The sequence below is a fragment of the Ruminococcus sp. MCC718 genome, assembly GCF_018783905.1.
GTDB lineage: Bacteria > Bacillota > Clostridia > Lachnospirales > Lachnospiraceae > Hominisplanchenecus > Hominisplanchenecus faecis.
On record NZ_WQNP01000017.1, the window covers coordinates 20,278 to 43,164 of the forward strand.

Here is a 22,887-nt window from a genome sequence, read left to right on the forward strand (position 1 = left end):
ATATGTTTTATGACGATTTAAATACAGAAGAACAAGTATCATACCTTATTAAACCAATCCTTCAAGTCCTTCAGGAAGCAGGTGGACAGTTAGAGCGTTCTGAAATTAGAGACAGAATTAGTGAGTTAGATGAGCATATTGCTGAATTTGAACAGAAACTATATACATCTAATAAAACAGGAAATCAGTACAAAAAATTTGATTTTAAGTTTAATTTTGCTATTAAAGAGCTTAGTTATGTCGGACTCATATCTTATGTGAAATTCAATCCAAAGATTACACTTACTCAAGATGGAGCAAATGTAGATTTAACAGATTTTGATGTTAAGACAGAAGTAAGGGATAAGGCTCGAAGCTATTGGGAGGAACATTCGACTAAGAACAAATCGAAAAACAAGCCAGTAGAAACACTGGAGGTTGAAGACGAGGAGAATGAATCCACAGATGACGAATTGTTAGATGATTTCAAGGTAAAACTTCAGAGTGCAATCGCTAATATGTCTCCAGCAAAGTTTGAACAATTTTCACGAGCACTTCTTACAAAGATGGGAGTGGAGTTTACCAACAAAGGCGTTCAGGTGTCAAATGATGGTGGCATTGATGGTTATGGATATCACGTAGATGCCGATGATTTTAGAACAACCAGAGTGGTTATTCAGTGTAAAAGATTTAATTCAAATCCAGTGAGTGAGCCGGATATCAATCAATTTCTTGGGGCGATGAACAAATATCAAGCCGATTATGGAGTATTTATTACTAATAGCCGATTTACCAATAAGGCAAGAGAGGCTGCGAGAGAAGGTACGCCGATAACACTGATTGACGGAAATGATTTAATCAGACTGGTTATTAAATATGAATTGTATATAACACCAGTCACAACATATGTATTGGATGGTTTTTATACCGAGGATTGACACTAACGATAGCATAATTTACTCAAAGGATTTTTAAAAGGGGGCATAGAATGATGGCAAAGCAAAAGACCTATATCGCAATCGACCTTAAATCATTCTATGCTTCTGTGGAGTGTAAAGAACGAAATCGTGACCCATTGACAACAAATCTTGTGGTTGCAGATAAGAGCAGGACAGAGAAAACCATCTGCCTTGCGGTATCTCCGTCATTAAAAAGTTATGGGATACCCGGCAGACCACGCTTGTTTGAAGTCGTGCAAAAGGTAAAAGAAGCTAATAATACCCGAAGGTGGAAAGCACTAAATCGTACATTTACTGGTTCGTCTGATGACAGTACAGAATTAAATGCGAATCCGGCATTGGAGATTGATTATATCGTTGCACCACCTCGTATGGCATACTATCTGGAATATAGTACCAAGATTTACAGTGTTTACTTGAAATACATTGCTCCGGAAGATATTTTCCCGTACTCGATTGATGAAGTATTCATAGATGCAACCAATTATCTGAATACCTATCAGATGACTGCAAGGGAACTTGCCATGACGATGATACAGGATGTTTTGAAAACAACAGGAATTACGGCAACAGCCGGAATCGGCACGAATATGTACTTGTGTAAGATTGCAATGGATATCGTGGCAAAGCATATTGAGCCGGACAAGGACGGTGTGCGAATTGCCGAATTGGATGAAATGTCTTACCGCAGACAGCTATGGAATCATAGACCGCTTACAGATTTCTGGAGAGTTGGTAAAGGCTATGCAAAGAAACTGGAAGAACATGGACTTTTTACTATGGGAGATATTGCAAGGTGTTCCATCGGAAAGTCGAATGAACTGTATAACGAAGAACTGCTCTACAAGCTGTTTGGAATCAATGCGGAATTGCTAATTGACCATGCTTGGGGATATGAACCTTGTACGATGGAGCAGGTCAAAGCCTATAAGCCGGAAACCAATAGTGTATGTTCAGGACAGGTACTTCACTGCCCGTATGATTACGAAAAGGCAAAGTTGATTGTAAAAGAAATGACCGACCAAATGGTGCTTGATTTGGTGGATAAAGGACTTGTAACTGACCAGCTTGTGTTGACAATCGGCTATGATATTGAGAATTTAAGTAATCCGAACCTAAAATATCAATACAAAGGCGAGGTTACGATTGACCGATATGGACGCAAAGTTCCAAAGCACGCACACGGAACAGCGAATCTTGAGAAAAAGACTTCCTCTACTCGATTGATTACCAACGCCGTGATGGACTTGTATGACAGGATAGTTGACGAGCATTTGCTTGTACGCAGAATAACAATCACAGCGAATAAACTTGTTGATGAAAAATCCGTCAAGCAGGAAGATGAATACCAGCAACTCGACCTCTTTACCGATTACGAAGCACAGAGGAAGAAGCAGGCGGAGGAAGAAGAAAAATTAGAACGGGAAAGGCGTATGCAAGAAGCAATGCTGAGTATCAAAAAGAAGTTTGGCAAGAATGCTGTGTTGAAGGGAATGAACCTTGAAGAAGGTGCAACCGCCAAAGACCGAAACGAGCAAATCGGCGGTCATAAGGCTTAAATAAACTGAAATTTGAGGAATAAAATATGGGCATATTAGAAATAGTTTTTAATTCAAGAAAATTTGATTTGAATGATGATGTTCTGATGGGATTTGATAATTACTTTGATAAAAAAAGTAAGGATTATAATAGTTTTTGTTTAGACGAAGAAGATATTAATCCTTTACAAAACTTTGTAGCACAGATTAAGTCTGCTGACTCAGATAGTGTAATTTATGTATCTACTTATGGCTATGAAATCACAAATAGTAAAGGAGAAAAATCAACATACGCCGATGCTCTTTGGATTGACACAGTTTTACCTATTTCCCAAATAGAGAGATATATTGAAAAAAGTGGTGTTGCTGAACCAAGTAATATTTCTTTTGTTGGAGATAGTGATGAATGTGGAAACTATAAAGTATGGATTATAGCTCAGGAAGAGAATAATCCTCATATTATAGAGCTGACTGACCGCAAGAAGATAGACCATATGATAATATTATATTGGGATTGATAAGTTATAAAATTCAAGTTTGAAAGGAGTGTTAAATATGAAATTCCCATTTTATGATGCACCAAATACAGCTACAATAACCTGTTGCCACATATTAGAGAATGGAGAACCTATTTTGTATGTATCACATGATGAAGATGATGGAATGTGGCAATTTCTATGTGGAAAAGCACATGAAACAGACGAAGCAAAGTTAGTATCCTTAAAATCAGTATTCGACTTAGATAATTCTGTTGGTATTCTAAAGGATATGCCTTGCGGTTACTATGCTGAAAGAAAAGCTCAAGATGATGAATGGAGTGTTAGAAAACGGTAACTATCAGCTCGGTCAATTCAAGTTTGGAGAATTGAGAAAATCGGAAGTTATGGAGGTACTTTATGAACGAGAGAGAAAAAATTATCCGATTATGGTTTGATATGTGGATTAAGAAAGCAGATTTAGGAATTGACAATATTTTTACAGATGATGTTGTATATACTGAGAGTTGGAGTCCTAAATATGAAAACCGCAAAACGGTAAAGCACTGGTTTGACGAATGGAATACACGCGGAAGTGTTCTTGTCTGGGAGATTAAGCAATTTTTTCATCAAGGCAATCAAACAATCGTGGAGTGGTATTTTAAAAGCAAAATGAATAATGGAAATGTTGAAGAATTTGACGGAATATCTTTAATTGTATGGACACAGGATAACAAAATAAAATCATTAAAAGAGTTTGGTTGCAATCTTCATAATTACAATCCATATCGAGATAGTGATATTCCCGTATTTCGAGAAGAAAAAGCAAATTGGTTTTGAGAGGACTATAAATTCTAGTTTGTCGAGCAAAGGAGGTGCTGTAACAGATGGATGAACATTCCTATGACGATATAATCAATCTGCCGAATCCGACATCGAAGAACCATCCTCGTATGTCACTTCACGACAGAGCAGCACAGTTTGCACCTTTTGCGGCACTTACAGGACACGATGCAGCCATTAAAGAGACTGCAAGGCTAACAGATGAACGGTTAGAGTTAAGCGATGAAGTCATTATGAAATTAAATGACCAATTAAATATGATTAGAGATAATATCGGCACAGAACAGGAAATATCAATAACTTATTTCGTGCCTGATGATAAAAAATCCGGAGGAGCATATCTCACGCATTCCGGCATAGTGAAAAAGATTGATGAATTTGAACGCAAACTGATTATGCAGGATGAAACAGTAATTCCGACTGAACAAATCAGCGTGATACAGGGAGAAATGTTCAAAGGACTATATGAGTAATAGCTTGGAAAGGGCAAACAATGGAAACAAAGCCGAGAATATTATACTTAAAGAAAATATTAGAGGAACGAACGGACGAGGAACATCCGCTTTCGACGACGCAGCTAATCAATATATTGAATGATGAATACGGAATATCTGCACATAGAACGACGGTCACAAAAGATATTGCTGCACTTCAGGAGTTTGGAATGGATATTGTTACTATCCATTCTACTCAGAGCAAATATTTTGTAGCCAGCCGTAAGTTTGAATTGCCGGAACTGAAACTGCTGATAGATGCAGTGGAGTCATCGAAGTTCATTACAAAGAAGAAAAGCGAAACTCTGATTGAGAAGATACATACGATGACCAGTCCGGGGCAGGTGGCAAAGTTGAAGCGTAATAACTATGTGGTCAATCGCATTAAGCCGGATAATGAGCAGATATATTATATCATTGACGCTATAAACGATGCCATCAATGCAGGTAAGCAGATTTCTTTTCAGTATTATGATTATACCGGATTGAAGAAAAAGGTTCTGAAGAACAAGGGCGAAGTGTATAAGCTCAGCCCGTATAAACTTCTCTGGTGTGGGGACTATTATTATGTTCTCGGATATTCAGAGAAGAAAAGCAAGGTTATCAATTTCAGGGTAGACCGTATTGCTTCCAAGCCGGAGATATTGGATAAAGATATTATTCCTATGCCGGATGATTTTGATATTGAGAATTACACAAAGGAAGTATTCTTTATGTTCTCAGGCGAGAAAGTCCTTGTAGATTTACGGTGTGATAACAGTCTGATGAAAACAATGGTTGACCGTTTCGGAGAAGATGTGACAACCCTTGCGTATGATATGACTTCTTTCAGAGTACAGACCGAAGTATCAGCCAGTCCGACTTTTTTCGGTTGGGTGTTTGGCTTTAATGGCAAGGTACAGATACTTGCACCGGAAAGCTTGAAAGAGCAATACAGACAAATGCTTACAAAAGCTACTGAAGATATGAAAGAGAATGAATAGTGCAGATTTGCATTTATGTAGATGGTCTGCATAAAGCGTAAAGTCAATATTAAAGAATGGAGAGGTGTTAGCAAATTGCGACACCTCTTTTCTTTTGCGAAAAACCTACTTGAAAAAATTTTCGTATCAGGTATAATAAAACTATCGAAAGCAAAGTGCTTCCGATAGAAAAGAAAGCGAGGTGCAGGTATGAGAAGCAAGAGTCCTGAACTTATGAGTGAGATAAAAAAGTATATCGAGGATTATTACCTGCAAAACAGACAATCCCCATCGACTACAAAGATTGCTGAAGCGGTTGGTATTGCCAGAGGTACAGCATATAAATACTTGGTAGAGATGGCTGAGAAGAATATGATTGAGTATGACGGGCAGGAGATTCGTACCAATGTGACCCGTAAGTACAGTGGCGAACAGACACAGACACCGATTGTAGGTTCTATTCCTTGTGGCAGTCCTCAGTATGAGGAAGAAAATATTGAAGAATATGTATCACTTCCTACTGCTATTTTCGGCAAAGGAGATTTCTTCATATTAAGAGCGAGTGGTCAGTCTATGATTGAAGCAGGGATTGATGACGGCGACCTTGTGGTTGTCAAAAAGCAGGTAGAAGCCAACGAGGGCGATATAGTAGTTGCCCTTGTGGATAATCAGAATACATTGAAACGCTACTTCCGAGATGATGAGAATAAGAAAATCATTCTCCACCCGGAAAATAAGAAGATGAAAGACATCATCGTAGATGAGTGCTGCATTCAGGGTGTGGCTTGTCACATCATCAAAGAACTATAACAGAGGATAGACGAATGAGAACACTTGAAGGAATTCGCTATCTAATCAATTTGGATAGTGCGGAAATACAACAGAACTTTGCCGGAGGAGTTGCACCGCCGGACAAGGTGGAGTCGGAGGTGGACACAACTTGAGTATTTATATGTCAAGAGCCGAGTTGGAAGAAATCAGCGAAGGCTTGATAACAGCTTATGCTAATAAGTTTAGCAATCGAGTGATTCAATCCATCGACATAGAACATTTCATTACAGAATTTCTTATGTTACGAATTGAATACGCTTCTTTCGCAGAAGATGATGCAGGCAGGATTGGTTTTCTGGCAGATGGAGCAACACCACTGCTGATACATCAGGACGGAAAAATTATTCCCTTTGTTTTCCCGAAAGATACCATCGTACTTGATAAATTTCTTCTTGCTGAAAAGGAGCAGGGACGTCGCAGATTTACAATGGCACACGAAGCGTCACATCATATCTTGAGTAAGATGTATGCAATGCCGAGTGAAGGACGCTTTCATGCAGAGTATGACAGTGAGCGTAGTTATTCCAAAGAGGAACTGGCTCAGATGTTTGCGTCTGTCGAGTGGCAGGCAGATACAATGGGAGCTTCGCTTCTTATGCCGAGAAGAATTATTGAAAATGCCTTGGCGAAATATAATCAGTCAAATCCGATAAGAGTTTATGGCGATAATACCATTACTTCAAAGGATAAAGCAGTTATCCGCAGAATGGCAGCTTATATCGGAGTATCTTATACAGCCTTGGTTATCAGATTGAGAGATATGGGGCTATTTGAGTATCACAATATCCTTGAGTACATTTCCAATGAGTTAAATCTGGGAGGTGTTTCGCAATGAGGTTACAGACTCAGGTAGCACCTGAAATACAAAAGAGATTGCTTCTGTCAAGAGTAGAAGCAGAAAGTCTGAAAGAGCGTGATATTCTCTGCCCGACTTGTGGGTTCAGGATACAAAGAGTATTTTCAGACGCAACCGGACATTTGAGTGTGAAGTGTCAGAAATGCAAGAATGTCCATATCTTAAATCTCGCTTACTTCCGCAGAATCCGTAGGAACGGATATAGCAGGAATTGCAGGCGATGAAGATTACAAGTAAATATCGAAACGATTTCTAATCGAGTAAGCGGAGATAAGCAATTTATTTGTTAAACTACCAAGCACCGTACGAAGCCGGATAAGTGAAGAATAGAAGTATTCTTTGCTGTCCAGATTCGACGGTGCTTTTTTTGTTGCTGTTTTATTCGATTATGCTTCGTGCAGTATTAGGTCTTTTCCCTTACTTGGGAAAGGACTTTTATGTTTTATAACGCTTGGCAGTGCCAGATAGCTGAGTACCCGTAATCTCCGAATTTTCTATATAAAAAAGCAATTTTAGAAAATTCAAAGGAGATTACGAAAATGACAAACAAACTTACATTAACAGAACAAGAAGAATTATTTGCAAAGGATTGTAAACTGATAAATCTTAAATACGAATATAACGGTTATACCGGAGATGAAAAATGGGCGATTATTACGGAATTGTCTGTAAAAGAGCTTTGGGAGAAGTATCCCCTTGTTATAGAAAGATATTCTCCGTTTGTTCATCTTTCCATTGCACAGGGAGAGGTAATTGACGATGCAAACCGAAATGAGGACAAGTATGCAAAGAGAAGCAGTCGCACACTTGACTGCTATGGATATGACGATGAAATGTCCTCACAGTTCCATAAAGAACTTGCCATTATGTTTGATGACCCGTTTGAAAGAGCAGAGGAAGAAAGGCTTGAACTGGAAAGAGAAGAATTGCGTCAGTGTGAAATCAGGAAAGCAAGGATAGCACTTTCAATGTTGCAGCCACTTCAAAGGGAACGTCTTATGAAGAATGTGTGCTGCGGTCTGAGTTCCAGAGTGATTGCAAAGCAGGAGGGCGTATATTACAGCTCCGTAGATAAGTCTATTGCAGCGGCAAAGAAAAACTTTATCAAATTTTATGAAAATCTCTGATTTTGGGTGTGCATTTCAGCACCCTTTGTCCAAATGAGTGAAGGGGTTATTTCATTCCGGATACGAATGACACTTTAAAAATTTGATTCTTGTGAGGTTATGCATATGAAAGAAAAAATGATTTGTCGTGGGGATTTATTCTACTATGACTTTGGAGATAACAGTGGTTCAGTACAAAGCGGAGAACGTCCGGTACTTGTCGTTCAGGCAGACGATTATAACCAGAATGCTCCAACGATTATTGTTGCAGCGGTTACAAGTGTAATCAAGAAAAGATATTTGCCATCGCACATTATTCTTGGCGAGAAGTTTGGACTGAAGAAACCGTCAATGGTTCTTCTGGAGCAGATACGGACAGTCAATAGAGAGGATTTGCGTGAATACATAGGTACGGTAGATGACGATAAACTTTTCAGGCAGATAAACGCAACTTTGAAAAAGACTTTTGGACTATGGGTTTACAAGCCGGAGGGGAAAGAAAATATTCGCTGTCTATGCCCGAAGTGCCTGAATGATTACATCCACAATCCGGACTATATTGTAAGGCGACTTGACCCATTTGCAAAGCGAAAAGACAGATGTGATAAGTGCGATGGGGATGGTTGGGATTATGTTGTTACCGACAGATATTCATCAAAGAAAGAAAAGAGGGGAAGCAATGACAGAAAATAAAATCATTATTCCTATCTGGAAGAAGTCCAATCTTACAGTAGAAGAAGCCGCAGCTTATTGTGGTATTGGCTCAAGAAAATTAAGAGAAATGTCCGACTCGGAGTTTTGCCCTTTTGTTCTTTGGAATGGAAGTAAGCGACTGATTAAAAGAAGAAAACTGGACGAATATCTTGATAATGCGTATTCGATATAGCTGATTTGTAAAATGTGCGATGGGTCGGTTCGCATAATAGGCTCATCGCCATTTTTTAATTATCATAAGGGTAGAAAAAAACAAGGAGGTGCTTCCGTAATGGCAGATACAGAAAAGATTATCCGAAAAAAATATGATGTGCCGATATGGCATAAGTCTAATTTGACGATTGATGAAGCAGTTGAATATTCTGGCATAGGCAGAGAAAGACTGAGAAAACTAACAAGCCAAGAAGAATGCCCATTTGTTCTTCATATAGGAAATCGTCGAATGATTAAGAGGAGGATTTTTGATGAATACATTGAAAAACTTACTTTCCTTGAATGATGATGAACGCTTACTTGCCGAAGTAAGAACATATCAGGAAAAACTCATAAGCAATGCTGAAGAACCGATATGGGAAAGAAAGTGGCTGACAATCGAAGAAGCCGCAGCATATTCCGGTATAGGAAGAACGAAGTTGCGTGAGTTGTCTAATCAAGCAGGTTGTCCCTTTGCAATATGGATAGGCAATAAAATCCATATTGTGAGGGAACGATTGGACAAATATATAGATAAGCAGTTTAGAATTTAGGAGGACACAATGGCGACAAAAAGAAAAGATAAATCAAGGGTTGTTCTGAAAACCGGAGAGGTTCAGAGAAAAGACGGTACTTATCAATTTAGCTGGCAGGACAGCCAGATGAAAAGAAGATTTGTTTACGCAAGAACTTTAGATGACCTGAGAGAAAAAGAAAAGCGTATTCAGAAAGATAAATGTGATGGTATTAAGACCGAAGCACGATACACAACCATTGATGAATTATTTGACCTTTGGGCAAATATGAAAAGAGGGCTGAAGAATAATACCTTTGAAAATTACAAATATATGTACAATACCTTTGTGCGACCAGTGATTGGAAGTAAAAGAATATCAACGCTGAAGAAATCAGATATTAAGAAATACTACAATTATCTTGTTGATGAAAGAAATTTGAAGCCTTCAACGATTGATAATATACATACGGTTCTTCATCAGGTTTTACAGATTGCTGTCGATGATGACTTTATCAGAAATAACCCGTCAGATAATGTGTTGAGAGAATTGAAAAAAGCACATTGTTTTCAGTCGGAAAAGCGTAGAGCGTTGACGAAACCGGAGCAGGAGCTATTTCTGAATTTCCTGAAAACCCACCCTGTATATGAACACTGGTATCCGGTCTTTGCAGTAATGATAGGAACTGGACTTCGTGTGGGGGAAGTAACTGGATTGAGATGGTGTGATATTGATATGGAAAGTGGAATGATTGATGTTAATCATACTCTTGTATATTATGACCACAGAACCGAGGGAAGTAAAAGTGGCTGTTATTTCAATGTAAATACAACGAAGACTCCGGCGAGTATGAGGCAGGTTCCAATGCTCGGTTTTGTGAAAGAAGCATTTGAACATGAGAAACAGAAGCAGGAAGATTTAGGACTTCATTGCGAGGTCACGATTGACGGATATACAGATTTTATTTTCATCAATCGTTTTGGTCAGGCACAGCACCAAGCCACACTCAACAAAGCAATACGAAGAATTATCCGTGATTGCAATGATGAGCAGTTTTTGCACAGTGATGAACCTGATGTATTACTTCCTCATTTTAGCTGTCACTCGCTTAGACATACATTTACAACAAGAATGTGTGAAGCTGGAGTAAATATAAAGGTCATTCAAGATGCACTCGGACATTCAGATATTTCAACTACACTGAACATCTATGCTGATGTTACAAAAGAAATGAAAGCGGCAGAGTTCAAAGGATTGGATAGCTACTTCAAAGTATAATATTGGACTTCACATACAGAAAGAGAACATACAGAGTGTTGTGTGTTCTTTTTTCTTGTTCTGAAGCAGGAAAAAAGAAGGCAGCGTTACTTTGATGTGGATTGACATTGTAAATAAGAGAAGTTATAATTTCTTGTATATGAATATGCTCTTGCATATACTACTATCGCCCTACATCATTTACATCATATTTTACATCATTTGCCCGCAAAGTGACTCAAAGTAGAGCAAAAATATGAAGTATGGGGGATAATTGGAATATGGAGAATTTAATAGTATTAACACCAGCTTGGTCGAGTATGAAAGAACCACAAAAAGGGTCCCGACAATGAAGTCACAAGGAGCTGCTAAAAATGCAGCAAACAACGAAGCACAGTCTACAGCTATCTTCACTGCTTCCGCACAGGACGCAGAAGAAGTGCCGGCAAACGACAACAACGGATTCTTCACACCAAACGACCAGATCGATTTCTCAAAAGTAGCGATCGAGCCGCTGTTTGAAGAAGAAGTAGATTTCGATACATTCAGCAAATCCGATTTCCGTGCCGTAAAAGTAAAAGCCTGCGAAGCTGTAAAAAAATCCAAAAAACTGCTTCAGTTTACACTGGATGACGGAACAGGCACAGACCGTACCATCCTCTCAGGAATCCATGCTTACTATGAGCCAGAAGAACTGGTCGGCAAGACACTGATCGCAATCACAAACCTGCCGCCAAGAAAAATGATGGGCATCGAATCCTGCGGAATGCTGCTTTCAGCAGTAAGCAACCTGAAAGATTCCGAGGAAGAAGAACTTCATCTTCTGATGGTTGATAATCATATCCCGGCAGGTGCGAAACTGTACTAAAAGATAAAATAATTTAAATGATAGAAAAGAGTCATAGCATTTATGCGGTGGCTCTTTTTTGCAAATCGCACAACAAACGTCAATGATGACAGAGAAATGGTAATTCCGAGACCATTTCGGGATTACAGCCGGGAGGAAAAGATATGCTTAACATTTATCTGGGGGAGATGAAGGAAGCGATTTATCATCCTCCGACATATTTTGATAACATGTATGAGGATGAGTGGATTACGGATCTATTATCTGTAAAAATGATAAAAGATGTGGATAAATCAGAGGTGATAGGTCCCCATCTGATAGAAAGCCCTGTTCTTGGACCAATCTCGCCGAAAGAATTGTCCGGTGGAGTGAAGACACTGATGCTTATGGCTTACGATGAAAATGACAGAGTGTTCAATGCTTCAGTCTGTGGAGATAATTGTTCAAAATGGATTTTGAAACTTGGAAAAGAAAAAGATCTGACAATCAATCTAAGGCACATTATGGATTTTGGCAAAGAAGAGTTTGAGGCTCAAATTTTAAATACAGGACAGATGGTTCATACCATGAAAGAATTTGTGGAGATTGCCGGAGAGTATGTGTAAGGTGAAGAAATATGCGTGGAAAATACAGGGTAGTCGTAAAAAATAAAAGACTACATTATGAATTTGAGATAAAAAGAAATATCACGATCATAAAAGGGGACAGTGCTACGGGAAAGACTACTCTGATTAACATGATTCGGCAGTTTGCCAATCTCGGAAATTCAAGTGGAGTAGATCTCATGTGTGATGTCCCATGCAGGACATTGGAAGGTGCTGACTGGAAGATTATTCTTAGAAACATTTCGGGAAATATTTTATTTATAGATGAAGAAAATACCTTTATCCGTTCCGAAGAATTTGCATCCGAAATCAAAGAATCGGATAATTATTTTGTAATCATTACAAGAGAAAATCTGTACAATCTTCCATATAGTGTGGAAGAGATTTATGGTTTACATTCTTCTGGAAAATATCAGAACACAAAACAGATTTACCAGCAGATGTACCGAATATATACAGATACAGCACAGATTCCTGTAGAACCACAAACTATCGTTGTTGAGGATTCAAATTCAGGATATGAGTTTTTCAAATCTATAGCAGAAGAACAAAAGATAAGCTGCAGAAGTGCAGGCGGAAAAACAAAATTATACAGTGTGCTTAAGAAATCAAATATGGATGAAGAAATCTGTGTCGTAGCGGATGGTGCTGCAATCGGGGCAGAAATGGAGAAACTTTATAAACTGTCACAGCAATATGAAAACATAAAGTTATATCTGCCGGAATCATTTGAATGGATTATCCTGAGATCAGGAATCATTACAGAAAAAGAGATTTCTAAAATTCTGGAGAGTCCGGAAGACTATATTGACAGCAGAGAATTCTTTAGCTGGGAAAGATACTTTACAAGATTGCTGGTTCAGAAGACGGAAGGCACACCTTTCAAATATCAGAAAAGCAAGTTGAATCCGGTGTATCTGCATGAGAAAAATAAAAAACAGATAGTGGAAAGTATGGAAGGCATGAAGCTGTACTTACACGTGTAAAGCAAATGCTTTCATAAAACACGGAAGTTCGTCATAAGCGACGGACTTTCTTTTTTTACTTTTGGATTGTTATTAGATGTTTGTAAAAAGTGACACCTAATCAATGACGAGTTGCGAATGAACGTCCATATCTTGAAAAAATAGATTATTTATGGTATGATGTTAATTGAGTAACTGTAACCAGAAGAAACGGAGAATACAAAGGAGAGTTACAGATGAGAATAAGCTATAATAAACTTCAAAAACTTATGATTGATAATCAGATGAAAAGACAGGATTTAATGCGTGCAGCGGAGATTTCATCATCTGTTGCGACGAAGTTGAATAAGAACGAAATAGTATCTCTTGAAGTATTGATGAAAATATGTCAGGTGTTTCATTGTGACATCGGAGATATATGTGAAGTTATATTAGACGAATAGAAGGAACATAGCTTCCGGTCAAAAATAAAATTGGATATTAAAAGGCTTAATGTCCACCAAAAAGGGTGAATTAGATGGTAGAAGAAACATATAGTGCGGGATTGATTTCCCAATCATTCTGGTTTGTTGAAATGAAGAAGGTCATCAAGCTGATTGACGAGGGAAAGTCCGAAGAAGAAATTAAAAAAATGTGTATAGACGAAAATCTTTTTGGTGCGGCAAAAGAGTATCGAGCCAAAAGGATATATGGATACATTTGGAATAGAGCAAAAAGATTGGATAAGACACTGATTGACTTGTTCTGTACTTCTGATTTGGCAACTCAAAAGGTAATCAATTTGATTGCTATTCTCAGGTCAGACCGATTGTTCTTTGAATTTATGTTTGAAGTGTATCGTGAAAAAAATATACTTGGTATTCCGGTAATCGAAGACGCAGATATAAATATTTTTTTCAAGAATAAAGAAATTCAAAGTGAAGATATTGCAGCTTGGACAGATGGTACAAAACGCAGGCTTCGCTCAATATATTTTAACTATTTGACCGATGCAAACCTTTTAACGGCTGTTGAGAAGAAGAAAACAATAACGCCACCAATTCTTGATATTGCTTTAGAGCATTATCTTGAAGTGTGTGGAGATAGTGCAATGATAAAAGCAATTACGGGGGTGGACTAAATGATGTCGCTTGACGAACGATTAGATAAAGCAGAAGAAATGATACAAAAACCCTCGTTTAGAGAGAACAAAGGGTTAGGTAATGAAGTCGGATACTATATCTTTGATTATCCGGCTGAAAAAGAATTGTATATCCGAGAGAGGATAGAATACATCAAGAAAAAAAGTGAAAACTCAGATGATGATTTCAAGGTTGTAGTGTTTGACTTGTATGACATTATGATTGATATTCTTATCAAAAAAGGATATTTAGAAAAGTGTTATCAGTTTGAAAAGACAAAAGGCTTTGAGAGAGTATCAAAATCCATCAGCAATATGTTGAGGATAACATCATCAGACAGTCTGATAGTAAATCATATCAGGGATAATACGCCGGAGAAAGCGGTTGTGTTTATTACTGGTATTGGAAAGTGCTATCCGATATTGCGTTCACATACGGTACTGAATAATTTACATCAGGTCATAGATAATGTTCCGGTAGTGCTGTTTTATCCGGGTAATTATGACGGTCAGGAACTGGTGCTGTTTGGAGAGATAAAGGACGATAACTATTACAGAGCATTCAAGCTCGTAGATTAAGAGGAGAGGGAATATGATTATCAAGAATATGTTTTCAAAGCCTATCGACAGAGATATTAAAGGCGTAATCAAAGTTGGACAAGATGATGATGCAAATATCAAGCAAGAACTTGAAGAATATGTTGTGACAAGAGAACTTCAGAAACATTTTTCTGATTTCTTTGCAAGCTACAAAAGAGGAATTACCGGAAATACGGACAAGATGGGCGTGTGGATTTCCGGCTTCTTTGGAAGTGGTAAATCTCACTTCCTGAAGATTTTATCCTATCTCCTTGAAAATAAAGAAGTTGGCGGTAAGAAAGCGGTTGACTATTTTGTAGATGATAATAAGATTTCTGATCAGATGGTACTTGCAGATATGAAACTGGCAGGTACGATTCCGACTGATGTTGTCCTTTTTAATATTGACTCTAAAAGTGAAGTGAATGGTAAGCAGTCTAAAGTTGCCATTGTTTCCGTGTTACAAAATGTGTTTAATGAAATGCAGGGATTTAGTGGTTCCAATCCGTTTCTTGCAGATTTGGAACGCAAATTGACCGAAGAAGGAAAGTACGATTTATTCAAAGAAAAATTTGAAGATAGCTTCGGTTCTACTTGGGAAGAATCACGCAGCGACTTTGATTTCATTCAGGACGATGTGGTAGAAGTCCTTGATGAGATTGGTTTTATGAGCGTTGAAGCAGGCAGAAACTGGTGTGAGAAAGCTACCGGAGAATATGTATATAAGGTTGAGGATTTTGCCCGACTTGTCAAGAAATATCTTGACAAAAAAGAGAGCAATCATCATATCGTATTCCTGATTGATGAGATTGGACAGTACATAGGCGATGATTCCAAACTTATGCTGAATCTTCAGACTGTAACAGAAGATTTGGGTACTGCCTGCGGCGGTAAGGCTTGGATTATCGTGACAAGTCAGCAGGATATTGATTCAATTACAAAAACAAAGGGAAATGACTTCTCGAAGATTCAGGGACGTTTTGATACCAGACTTTCTCTTTCATCTGCCAATGTAGATGAGGTTATCAAAAAGAGAATCCTTGAAAAGAACGAAGCAGGAAAACAGACACTTACACTACTTTATGATGATAAGGCGACAGTCATTAAGAACCTGATTTTGTTCAATGATGGTGTTGAAAAGAAATTATATTCCGACAGAGAAAATTTTGCGGATATCTATCCGTTTATTCCATATCAGTTTAATTTACTTGGAAGTGTACTGACTTCCATTCGTACTCACGGTGCATCCGGTAAGCATCTGGCAGAAGGCGAGCGTTCTATGCTTGCGTTGTTCAAAGAATCTGCCGTAAAGGTTATGAACGATGAACCGGGAACGATTGTGCCATTTAATATGTTCTATGACGCCCTTGAGCAATTCCTTGACCATTCTCACAAGGGTGTTATTTCCCGTGCCTTAGATAATGACTATCTGAATCCGAACCACGAAAAAGAATGCTTTGATGTCAATGTACTGAAAACACTCTTTATGATTAAGTATGTTAAGGAAATCAAAGCAAATATTGAGAATATCACAAGTCTTATGGTATCCAATGTGAATGATGACCGTATGGCTCTTGCACAGCAGGTAGAGGACACATTGAAACGTCTTGTTCGTCAGACTTTAGTTCAGAAGAACGGAGATATATATGTATTCCTGACAGATGAGGAGCAGGAAATCAACAGAGCGATTGAATCACAGAATGTAGATTCCGGAGAAGTCATTGCAAAGGTATCCGAGATGATTTTTGACGGTCTTTATGATGAAAAGAAGTATCGCTATCCGGCATTTAACGGAAGATATGCGTTTGCTTTCAATCAGGTTGTTGATGATAAACCGTATAAGGCAAATCAGAATAATGACATTACATTGAAAATTCTTACTCCGAACAGTGATGAGCGAGCAGATGAAGCAACAATGCGAATTCTGTCCGGTCAGTCAAGCTGCGTACTTGTAGTATTGCCTGACGACAGAACATTTCTTGATGAAATCCGTTCTGCTTTGCAGATTGAAAAATTTATCCGCTTTGATGCTACAAATACAGTGACACAGTTTGAAAGCATTAAGGAAGCTAAGAAAGTGGAAATGCGTGAGAGAAATGGTGCTGCAAAGCTATTCCTTTCAGAAAGTCTGAAGAATGCAGAAATCTATGTGAATGGCGATAAAATTCAGAGCGGAGCAAAGGAAATTGCTTCTAAGATAAATGAAGCACTCGGTAAGTTGGTTTCCACAGTTTATCATAAGTTGTCTTATATTGATACGGCAATGAGTGAGTCGGACATTCACACACTGTTCAAGAATAATGGACAGCAGCTTACTCTTGTAGGTACAAATATAACAAAGAATGAATTGGCTTTATATGATGTCAATGATTATATTGCTTTGAACACACAACGTCACATGAAAACATCTATGAAGTCCATTCTGGAACGCTTCTTAAAAGCACCGTATGGATTTGTAGAAGCCGATGTGCAGTGGCTTGTTGCTAAGTTGTTCAAAAATGGCGAAATTGCAATGTTTGTTAATAACGATGCAGTTACATTGCTTTCAAAGACTTCGGAAGAAATTATCCGTTATCTGACACGCAAAGAGTTTAATGAAAAACTGATGACTGAAAAGCGTGTAAAAGCGAATGAAAAACAGAAGAAATCTGTCCGTACAGTAATGAAAGAATTGTTTAATGTTACTTCGGCAAGTGATGATGACGATGCAATTATGAGAAGCTTTCTTGGTTACGCATCAAATCTGAAAAATGACCTTGAAAAATTAGATATTCATTATGCGACACAGACTGCATATCCGGGCAAACAGTTGATTGCTTCCGGTAAAAAACTGATGGCTGATGTTCTGCAAATGAAATATTCCAATGAGTTCTTTGCAGGTATCGACCGTAAGAAAGATGATTTCCTCGATTTTGCTGAGGATTATGAGCCTGTTAAAAAGTTCTTTGCAGGAGAGCAGAAGGGCATATTTGATAAGGCTCTGAAGCTGATGAAGATTTACGATGACAGTAAGACATTCATTGTAAACAGTGAAATAGAATCCGTTGTAGCAGACATTAAGTCCATTTTGAAGAAATCTGTTCCTTATTCAGAAATCTTCAAATTGCCTGATTTACTGGACAAGTTTATCAATCTTTATAGCGGACTTCTTAACGAAATGCAGAAACCGTTAGATACTGCTATTCAGGAAGCAAGACAGCGTGTTTTTGAAGAATTGCAAGATAAGAAATGCCACGATAAATTGGCAGATAAGTATGTAAATCTGTTCAGAGAAATCAGTGATAAAGCAATGAGCTGTAACAATGTGGCTACACTGCAAAATATCAAAGTGGAAGCAGACGTGCTCAAAGTTCGCTGCCTGAATGAGATTGAAAAAGAAGAAGCAAAAATCATTGCAGCAGAACAGCCTGCTCACGTAGCAGAAACCGGAAATTATGGTGGAGAAACGATTGCTCCGGCTGTACCTGCTCCAAAGGTAAAGAGAAAGAAAACAGTCAGCATTAAATCTATCAACAATGCGGCTACATGGCAGCTTGAGAATGAAGCAGATGTTAAGAAGTATATTGCAGAACTTGAGAAGAAACTGATGAATACTTTGGAAGAAGATACGATTATCAACATTGAGTTTTAAGGGAGGATTACGATGAACGAAAACCCAAAAGTTTTTATATCATATAGTCATCAAGATGCAATTTATGAAAATAAAGTTTTAGAGTTTTCAAATAAGCTACGTTCAGAAGGCATTGATGCAAGTATTGATTTGTATGAAGAAGCACCTTCTGAGGGGTGGCCTCGTTGGATGGAAAATCAAATTAGAAAATCAGATTATGTTTTGGTGTTATGTAGTAAATCATATTATGAAAAGTTCTATTCGGATGAAAAAGGTAAAGGTGTTACTTGGGAAGTTAGTATAATATATCAGTATTTATATGATTCCAATGTAGAAACCAAGAAGTTTATTCCGATTTTTTTTGAAAAAGGAGAAGAAGAATTTATACCAACACCAATAAAATCATTTACTTATTATAATATTGGGGCAGATGAGGGGTACAATAACTTGTACTGGAGATTAAGAGGTGCTCAAAAGACTGTAAAGCCACCTCTTGGTAAATTAAGACCATTGCCAGAAAAGGAAAGAAAGACAATGTTTTTCTCAACGCCAATAGATTTGAAAAAGTGGAATGAGGCACAGTGGAGAGGAATGTTGTATCTGTTTTTCCCTGTAAACGACCATCCTCCTATTTTAGGTTTTTTGTTTCATAATTATAGTGTGGCAAAAGAAATTTTTCAAGAATGGAAAGAAAATATGAAAAATGGATATGCAGATAATTTCCTGAGAATAGATTTTATTGAACCACCATTTCCAAAAGGATGTTGGGTTAATAACACAAAAGAACGTAATTATGGTAAAGGCTATTTTGTTCATTTAGGTGCAAACATCGATGAAGCTACTCAGCGAGGTATAAAGGGCGGTATTAAGGTAGATGAAATGATTTTAGCTACTTTGAGCAGATATCAGTGGATGGATGATAGTAATAATCGTAAAATTTTCAAGCAAATAGTAGAAAATGGAAGTGATTATGAGATAATGCCTATTGGAATAAAAGACAGATCGAAACCAATAACACAAGAAAATTTGATTATAGATTCAAGAATGACAATAAAAATGAAAAGTGTATATTTTACATCAGCAATGGATTTGAATGAAAAGGATATTTGTGGGTGTGTATTAAATAAACCAACATCTTTCTAGGGAGAAATCGAGATGAACAAAACAGCAATAAGAAAATTTGCAGAATGGGCGAGAGAAAAGCTCATTGAAGATATTAAATATAAAGCCGGACTAGTTGGTATTACAGAGAACGGAATTGCTGAGAGATTATCTCAGTCAACAAGTGATTTGCATTTTTATGATGTTGGTACAAAGGATTATACGAAAATCTCCGGTATTGAAATTAAACAAAGAGATGCTCTTGTAAAAGCAATTCAGACAAAAGAACGCAGCTATAAGAGTTATCAGGAAACATTTGAGAATGTAATCGAAGAAGTTGCATATACTTGGTTCAACCGTTTGATTGCGATTCGTTTTATGGAAGTCAATGATTATTTGCCTTCCAGTGTTCGTGTGCTTTCTTCCGATAATAAGGCAAAGAAAGAGCCGGATTTAGTAACGACACCGTTTGATACGGATTTAGAATTTACATCTTATGAGCAGGACAGAATTATCCAGTTAAAAGATGATAATAAACTGGACGAATTATTCCGTATGCTCTTTATTAAGCAGTGCAATAAACTTCACGATATTTTACCGGAACTGTTTGAAAAGACCGATGATTATTCGGAATTACTTCTTACAATTTCGTTTACAGACTCAGAGGGGATTATTCATCATCTTATCAATGATATTGAAGATGTCGATTTCCGTATTAACGATGAAATGTACACTGATGATGGAAAAATAAAGGCTGATGGTCAGGTTGAAATCATTGGTTGGCTGTATCAGTATTATATTTCAAAGAAACACGACGAGATTGTAAATATCTATAAAGGAACAGTAAAGAAAGCAGATATTCCGGCAGCAACACAGTTGTTTACAACAGATTGGGTTGTGCGTTATATGGTGGACAACTCTTTGGGAAGATATTGGATTGAAAGGAATCCACAGAGTAAGTTGGCTGAAAAACTGGAATTTTTTGTCACGCCTAAAAATGGAAAAATCCAGTATGTCGATGAAAAAATTAGTCCGACTGATTTAACCTTTTTCGACCCATGTATGGGTAGCGGACATATTCTTGTATATGCATTTGATGTGCTTATGGAAATTTATCGTGAAGTAGGATATTCAGACAGAGATGCGGCATTAAGCATTGTTGAAAATAACCTTTTCGGTATGGATATTGATAAGCGTGCATATCAGTTGGCATATTTTGCAGTAATGATGAAAGCTCGCAGTTATAATCGCCGTGCATTGACAAAAGGTATATCCAATAACCTTGCAGTTGTTGAGGAAAGTAACTCTATTGATAAATTTGCTTGTAATGGTTTAACAACGGATAGTGAACAGAATAAAATTGGCGAATATTTAGTAGAAGCATATAAAGACGCACAGGAAATCGGAACGTTACAGACAATTGAAAAGAAAGATTACAAGGAATTTGTAGAATATTTAAATAATATTGAGAGTGGAACTGGACAGATTGACCTTTTCTCAACAGAGTGGTTAAACGATACACTTCCAAAGATGTTGCAGCTTGCAAAACAGGCTGAAATTATGAGTAATAAGTATGCAGTTGTGTGTACCAATCCTCCATATATGAATAAATTGGAAGGACAGTTAAAGAAATTCGTTGTTGATAATTATAAGGCATATTGCGGAGATTTGTTCAGTGTATTTATTTACCGCAACTTTGATTACTGCAAAATAAATGGATATTCTGCATTTATGACGCCGTTTGTTTGGATGTTCATAAAGACGTATGAGGCTCTTAGAAAATATATTATTGATACAAAGTCAATTACTACACTTGTACAGATGGAATATTCAGCTTTTGAAGAAGCAACAGTGCCAATATGTTCATTTGTTTTAAAAAATGGAAAAGCAACTGGAAAATCATTGTGCTTTAGGTTGTCGGAATTTAAAGGTGGAATGGAAGTTCAAAAGCAGAAAGTACTGGAGGCTCTTGCAAGAAAGAACTGCGGATATTTTTACGAATCTGTCCAGTCGAATTTTTCTAAAATTCCAGGATCTCCGATTGCTTATTGGGTGAGTAAAGGAATAATGGATTCATTTGTGTACGGGGAATTATTAGGAAATATAGCGGAAATAGTAACTGGAATGTCTACAGGAGATAACAATTCTTACTTGAGATTTTGGCACGAAATTTCAGAAAAAAATATTTCCATATATTCAGATAAAATGGAAGAAATAGACTTGGTTAAAACACCGTGGATTCCGTATAACAAAGGCGGTGAAGCAAGAAAATGGTACGGAAATAATGATTATGTGGTTAAATGGAAAGAATCCGAGAAATTTCATCGGCCAAGACCGACGTTTAGCCATCTCTATTTAAAAAAAGGCATTACTTGGTCATTTGTTACATCAGGGATGTATTCGGCTCGATATTATCCGAATGGGTTTTTATGGGATGTAGCAGGATCCCCCTGTGTAATTACCAATGAGAAGCTGATGTATTATGTTTTAGGATTTTTATCTACAAAAATAGCAAATCAAATTCTCAAGATTATTAATCCTACAATAAATTGTCAAGTTGTTGATATGCAAAATACTCCAATTCTTATCAATGAGGAGAAAATGGATGATGTACAGCTTATCTCTCAACATAGTGTTGATGTATCAAAAGAAGATTGGGACGCCTTCGAAACTTCATGGGATTTTAAAAAACATCCGTTGCTTTGCTACTCCTCTGATAAGGTGTCAATAGCTTTTGAAATATGGTCAAAAGAATGTGATGAGCGTTTCAATCAGCTTAAAGCAAATGAAGAGGAACTTAATCGCATTTTTATTGAAATTTACGGATTGCAGGACGAATTAACACCGGAAGTAGAAGATAAAGACGTCACTGTTCGTCAGGCTGATTTACAGAGAGATATTAAGAGTTTAATTTCTTATGCAGTTGGCTGCATGTTTGGTCGCTATTCTCTTGATGAAGATGGACTTGTTTACGCAGGTGGAGAATGGGGTAACAGCAAATATGATACTTTTATTCCTGATGAGGATAACTGTATTCCAATTACAGACGAGGAATATTTTGAAGATGATATTGTCGGTCTGTTTTGTGCTTGGCTGAAAAAGGTTTATGGAGAAGGTACTCTTGAAGAAAATCTTGATTTTATTGCCAACGCTCTTGGTAATAAAGGAAAGACAAGCCGTGAAGTAATCAGAAATTATTTCCTGACAGATTTCATCAAAGACCATATTAAGACATATCAGAAACGCCCGATTTACTGGATGAATATTACGGTGCGGCAGAGCCGCCAGTCCGGTGTGGCGAGAGCCACCTGTCCGGACTAACGGAGCCACCCCATTTT

General features: G+C 37.5%; 24 protein-coding genes. All 24 read left to right on the forward strand.

The annotated features are described in order from the left end of the window. Positions 1–2: 2 nt before the first annotated feature. The 24 genes from GPK60_RS01815 (at position 3) to pglX (ending at position 22,870) form a co-directional block, all read left to right on the forward strand. Complete coding sequence (locus tag GPK60_RS01815; protein ID WP_227064771.1) at positions 3–917, forward strand: Mrr restriction system protein; 915 nt, start codon at positions 3–5, stop codon at positions 915–917. Positions 918–970: 53 nt separating this feature from the next. After that, entirely contained in the window at positions 971–2,497 is a 1,527-nt protein-coding gene (locus tag GPK60_RS01820) for a Nucleotidyltransferase/DNA polymerase involved in DNA repair (RefSeq protein WP_015530036.1), read from the forward strand. Between the two features lie 26 nt (positions 2,498–2,523). Then, entirely contained in the window at positions 2,524–2,994 is a 471-nt protein-coding gene (locus GPK60_RS01825; protein ID WP_015530037.1) for a hypothetical protein, read from the forward strand. A gap of 37 nt (positions 2,995–3,031) precedes the next feature. Next, positions 3,032–3,310 (forward strand): hypothetical protein, encoded by a 279-nt coding sequence (locus GPK60_RS01830; protein WP_005342358.1) that lies wholly within the window; start codon positions 3,032–3,034, stop codon positions 3,308–3,310. A gap of 62 nt (positions 3,311–3,372) precedes the next feature. Continuing rightward, entirely contained in the window at positions 3,373–3,792 is a 420-nt protein-coding gene (locus GPK60_RS01835) for a nuclear transport factor 2 family protein (RefSeq protein WP_003864537.1), read from the forward strand. 47 nt (positions 3,793–3,839) lie between these two features. Then, entirely contained in the window at positions 3,840–4,268 is a 429-nt protein-coding gene (locus GPK60_RS01840) for a hypothetical protein (protein WP_008118560.1), read from the forward strand. A 20-nt stretch (positions 4,269–4,288) separates the two neighbouring features. Beyond that, entirely contained in the window at positions 4,289–5,272 is a 984-nt protein-coding gene (locus tag GPK60_RS01845; RefSeq protein ID WP_023920542.1) for a WYL domain-containing protein, read from the forward strand. 189 nt (positions 5,273–5,461) lie between these two features. Then, positions 5,462–6,061: a transcriptional repressor LexA gene (gene lexA / locus GPK60_RS01850; RefSeq protein ID WP_002587849.1), complete on the forward strand. Its 600-nt coding sequence runs from the start codon at positions 5,462–5,464 to the stop codon at positions 6,059–6,061. A gap of 130 nt (positions 6,062–6,191) precedes the next feature. Next, the gene (locus GPK60_RS01855; protein ID WP_055196061.1) at positions 6,192–6,917 is read left to right on the forward strand and encodes an ImmA/IrrE family metallo-endopeptidase; all 726 of its coding nucleotides are present in this window, start codon (positions 6,192–6,194) and stop codon (positions 6,915–6,917) included. A 560-nt stretch (positions 6,918–7,477) separates the two neighbouring features. Next, positions 7,478–8,065, forward strand: a complete 588-nt coding sequence (locus tag GPK60_RS01860; protein WP_055303972.1) for a hypothetical protein — start codon at positions 7,478–7,480, stop codon at positions 8,063–8,065. 105 nt (positions 8,066–8,170) lie between these two features. Then, positions 8,171–8,737 carry a type II toxin-antitoxin system PemK/MazF family toxin gene (locus GPK60_RS01865; protein WP_215630493.1) on the forward strand — a complete coding sequence of 189 codons (567 nt, stop codon included), beginning with the start codon at positions 8,171–8,173 and terminating at the stop codon, positions 8,735–8,737. After that, a complete protein-coding gene (locus GPK60_RS01870) occupies positions 8,724–8,930 on the forward strand; it encodes an excisionase (RefSeq protein ID WP_002594704.1) in 207 nt (68 codons plus the stop codon). The genes GPK60_RS01865 and GPK60_RS01870 overlap by 14 nt, the downstream gene beginning before the upstream one ends. A gap of 99 nt (positions 8,931–9,029) precedes the next feature. After that, positions 9,030–9,257, forward strand: coding sequence for an excisionase (locus GPK60_RS01875; protein ID WP_002594705.1), 228 nt, complete (start codon positions 9,030–9,032; stop codon positions 9,255–9,257). Then, complete coding sequence (locus GPK60_RS15495; protein ID WP_023920548.1) at positions 9,223–9,504, forward strand: excisionase; 282 nt, start codon at positions 9,223–9,225, stop codon at positions 9,502–9,504. The genes GPK60_RS01875 and GPK60_RS15495 overlap by 35 nt, the downstream gene beginning before the upstream one ends. 9 nt (positions 9,505–9,513) lie before the next feature. Further along, positions 9,514–10,743: a tyrosine-type recombinase/integrase gene (locus GPK60_RS01885; RefSeq protein WP_173757796.1), complete on the forward strand. Its 1,230-nt coding sequence runs from the start codon at positions 9,514–9,516 to the stop codon at positions 10,741–10,743. A gap of 328 nt (positions 10,744–11,071) precedes the next feature. Continuing rightward, on the forward strand, positions 11,072–11,590 hold the full coding sequence (locus GPK60_RS01890; protein ID WP_252191259.1) for a hypothetical protein: 519 nt from the start codon (positions 11,072–11,074) through the stop codon (positions 11,588–11,590). 143 nt (positions 11,591–11,733) lie between these two features. Then, the gene (locus GPK60_RS01895; RefSeq protein WP_147632482.1) at positions 11,734–12,174 is read left to right on the forward strand and encodes a DUF4869 domain-containing protein; all 441 of its coding nucleotides are present in this window, start codon (positions 11,734–11,736) and stop codon (positions 12,172–12,174) included. An 11-nt stretch (positions 12,175–12,185) separates the two neighbouring features. Beyond that, complete coding sequence (locus GPK60_RS01900; RefSeq protein ID WP_147632483.1) at positions 12,186–13,160, forward strand: translation initiation factor 2; 975 nt, start codon at positions 12,186–12,188, stop codon at positions 13,158–13,160. Positions 13,161–13,375: 215 nt separating this feature from the next. Next, on the forward strand, positions 13,376–13,582 hold the full coding sequence (locus tag GPK60_RS01905; protein WP_147632484.1) for a helix-turn-helix transcriptional regulator: 207 nt from the start codon (positions 13,376–13,378) through the stop codon (positions 13,580–13,582). Positions 13,583–13,656: 74 nt separating this feature from the next. Beyond that, positions 13,657–14,259 carry a DUF1819 family protein gene (locus tag GPK60_RS01910; protein ID WP_173866294.1) on the forward strand — a complete coding sequence of 201 codons (603 nt, stop codon included), beginning with the start codon at positions 13,657–13,659 and terminating at the stop codon, positions 14,257–14,259. A 3-nt stretch (positions 14,260–14,262) separates the two neighbouring features. Further along, positions 14,263–14,838, forward strand: coding sequence for a DUF1788 domain-containing protein (locus GPK60_RS01915; RefSeq protein WP_117886577.1), 576 nt, complete (start codon positions 14,263–14,265; stop codon positions 14,836–14,838). Positions 14,839–14,851: 13 nt separating this feature from the next. Beyond that, positions 14,852–18,469, forward strand: coding sequence for a BREX system P-loop protein BrxC (gene brxC, locus GPK60_RS01920; RefSeq protein WP_173887209.1), 3,618 nt, complete (start codon positions 14,852–14,854; stop codon positions 18,467–18,469). A 12-nt stretch (positions 18,470–18,481) separates the two neighbouring features. Continuing rightward, positions 18,482–19,591, forward strand: a complete 1,110-nt coding sequence (locus tag GPK60_RS01925; protein WP_173887207.1) for a toll/interleukin-1 receptor domain-containing protein — start codon at positions 18,482–18,484, stop codon at positions 19,589–19,591. Between the two features lie 12 nt (positions 19,592–19,603). Further along, positions 19,604–22,870 carry a BREX-1 system adenine-specific DNA-methyltransferase PglX gene (gene pglX, locus GPK60_RS01930; protein WP_215658741.1) on the forward strand — a complete coding sequence of 1,089 codons (3,267 nt, stop codon included), beginning with the start codon at positions 19,604–19,606 and terminating at the stop codon, positions 22,868–22,870. Positions 22,871–22,887: the final 17 nt, after the last annotated feature.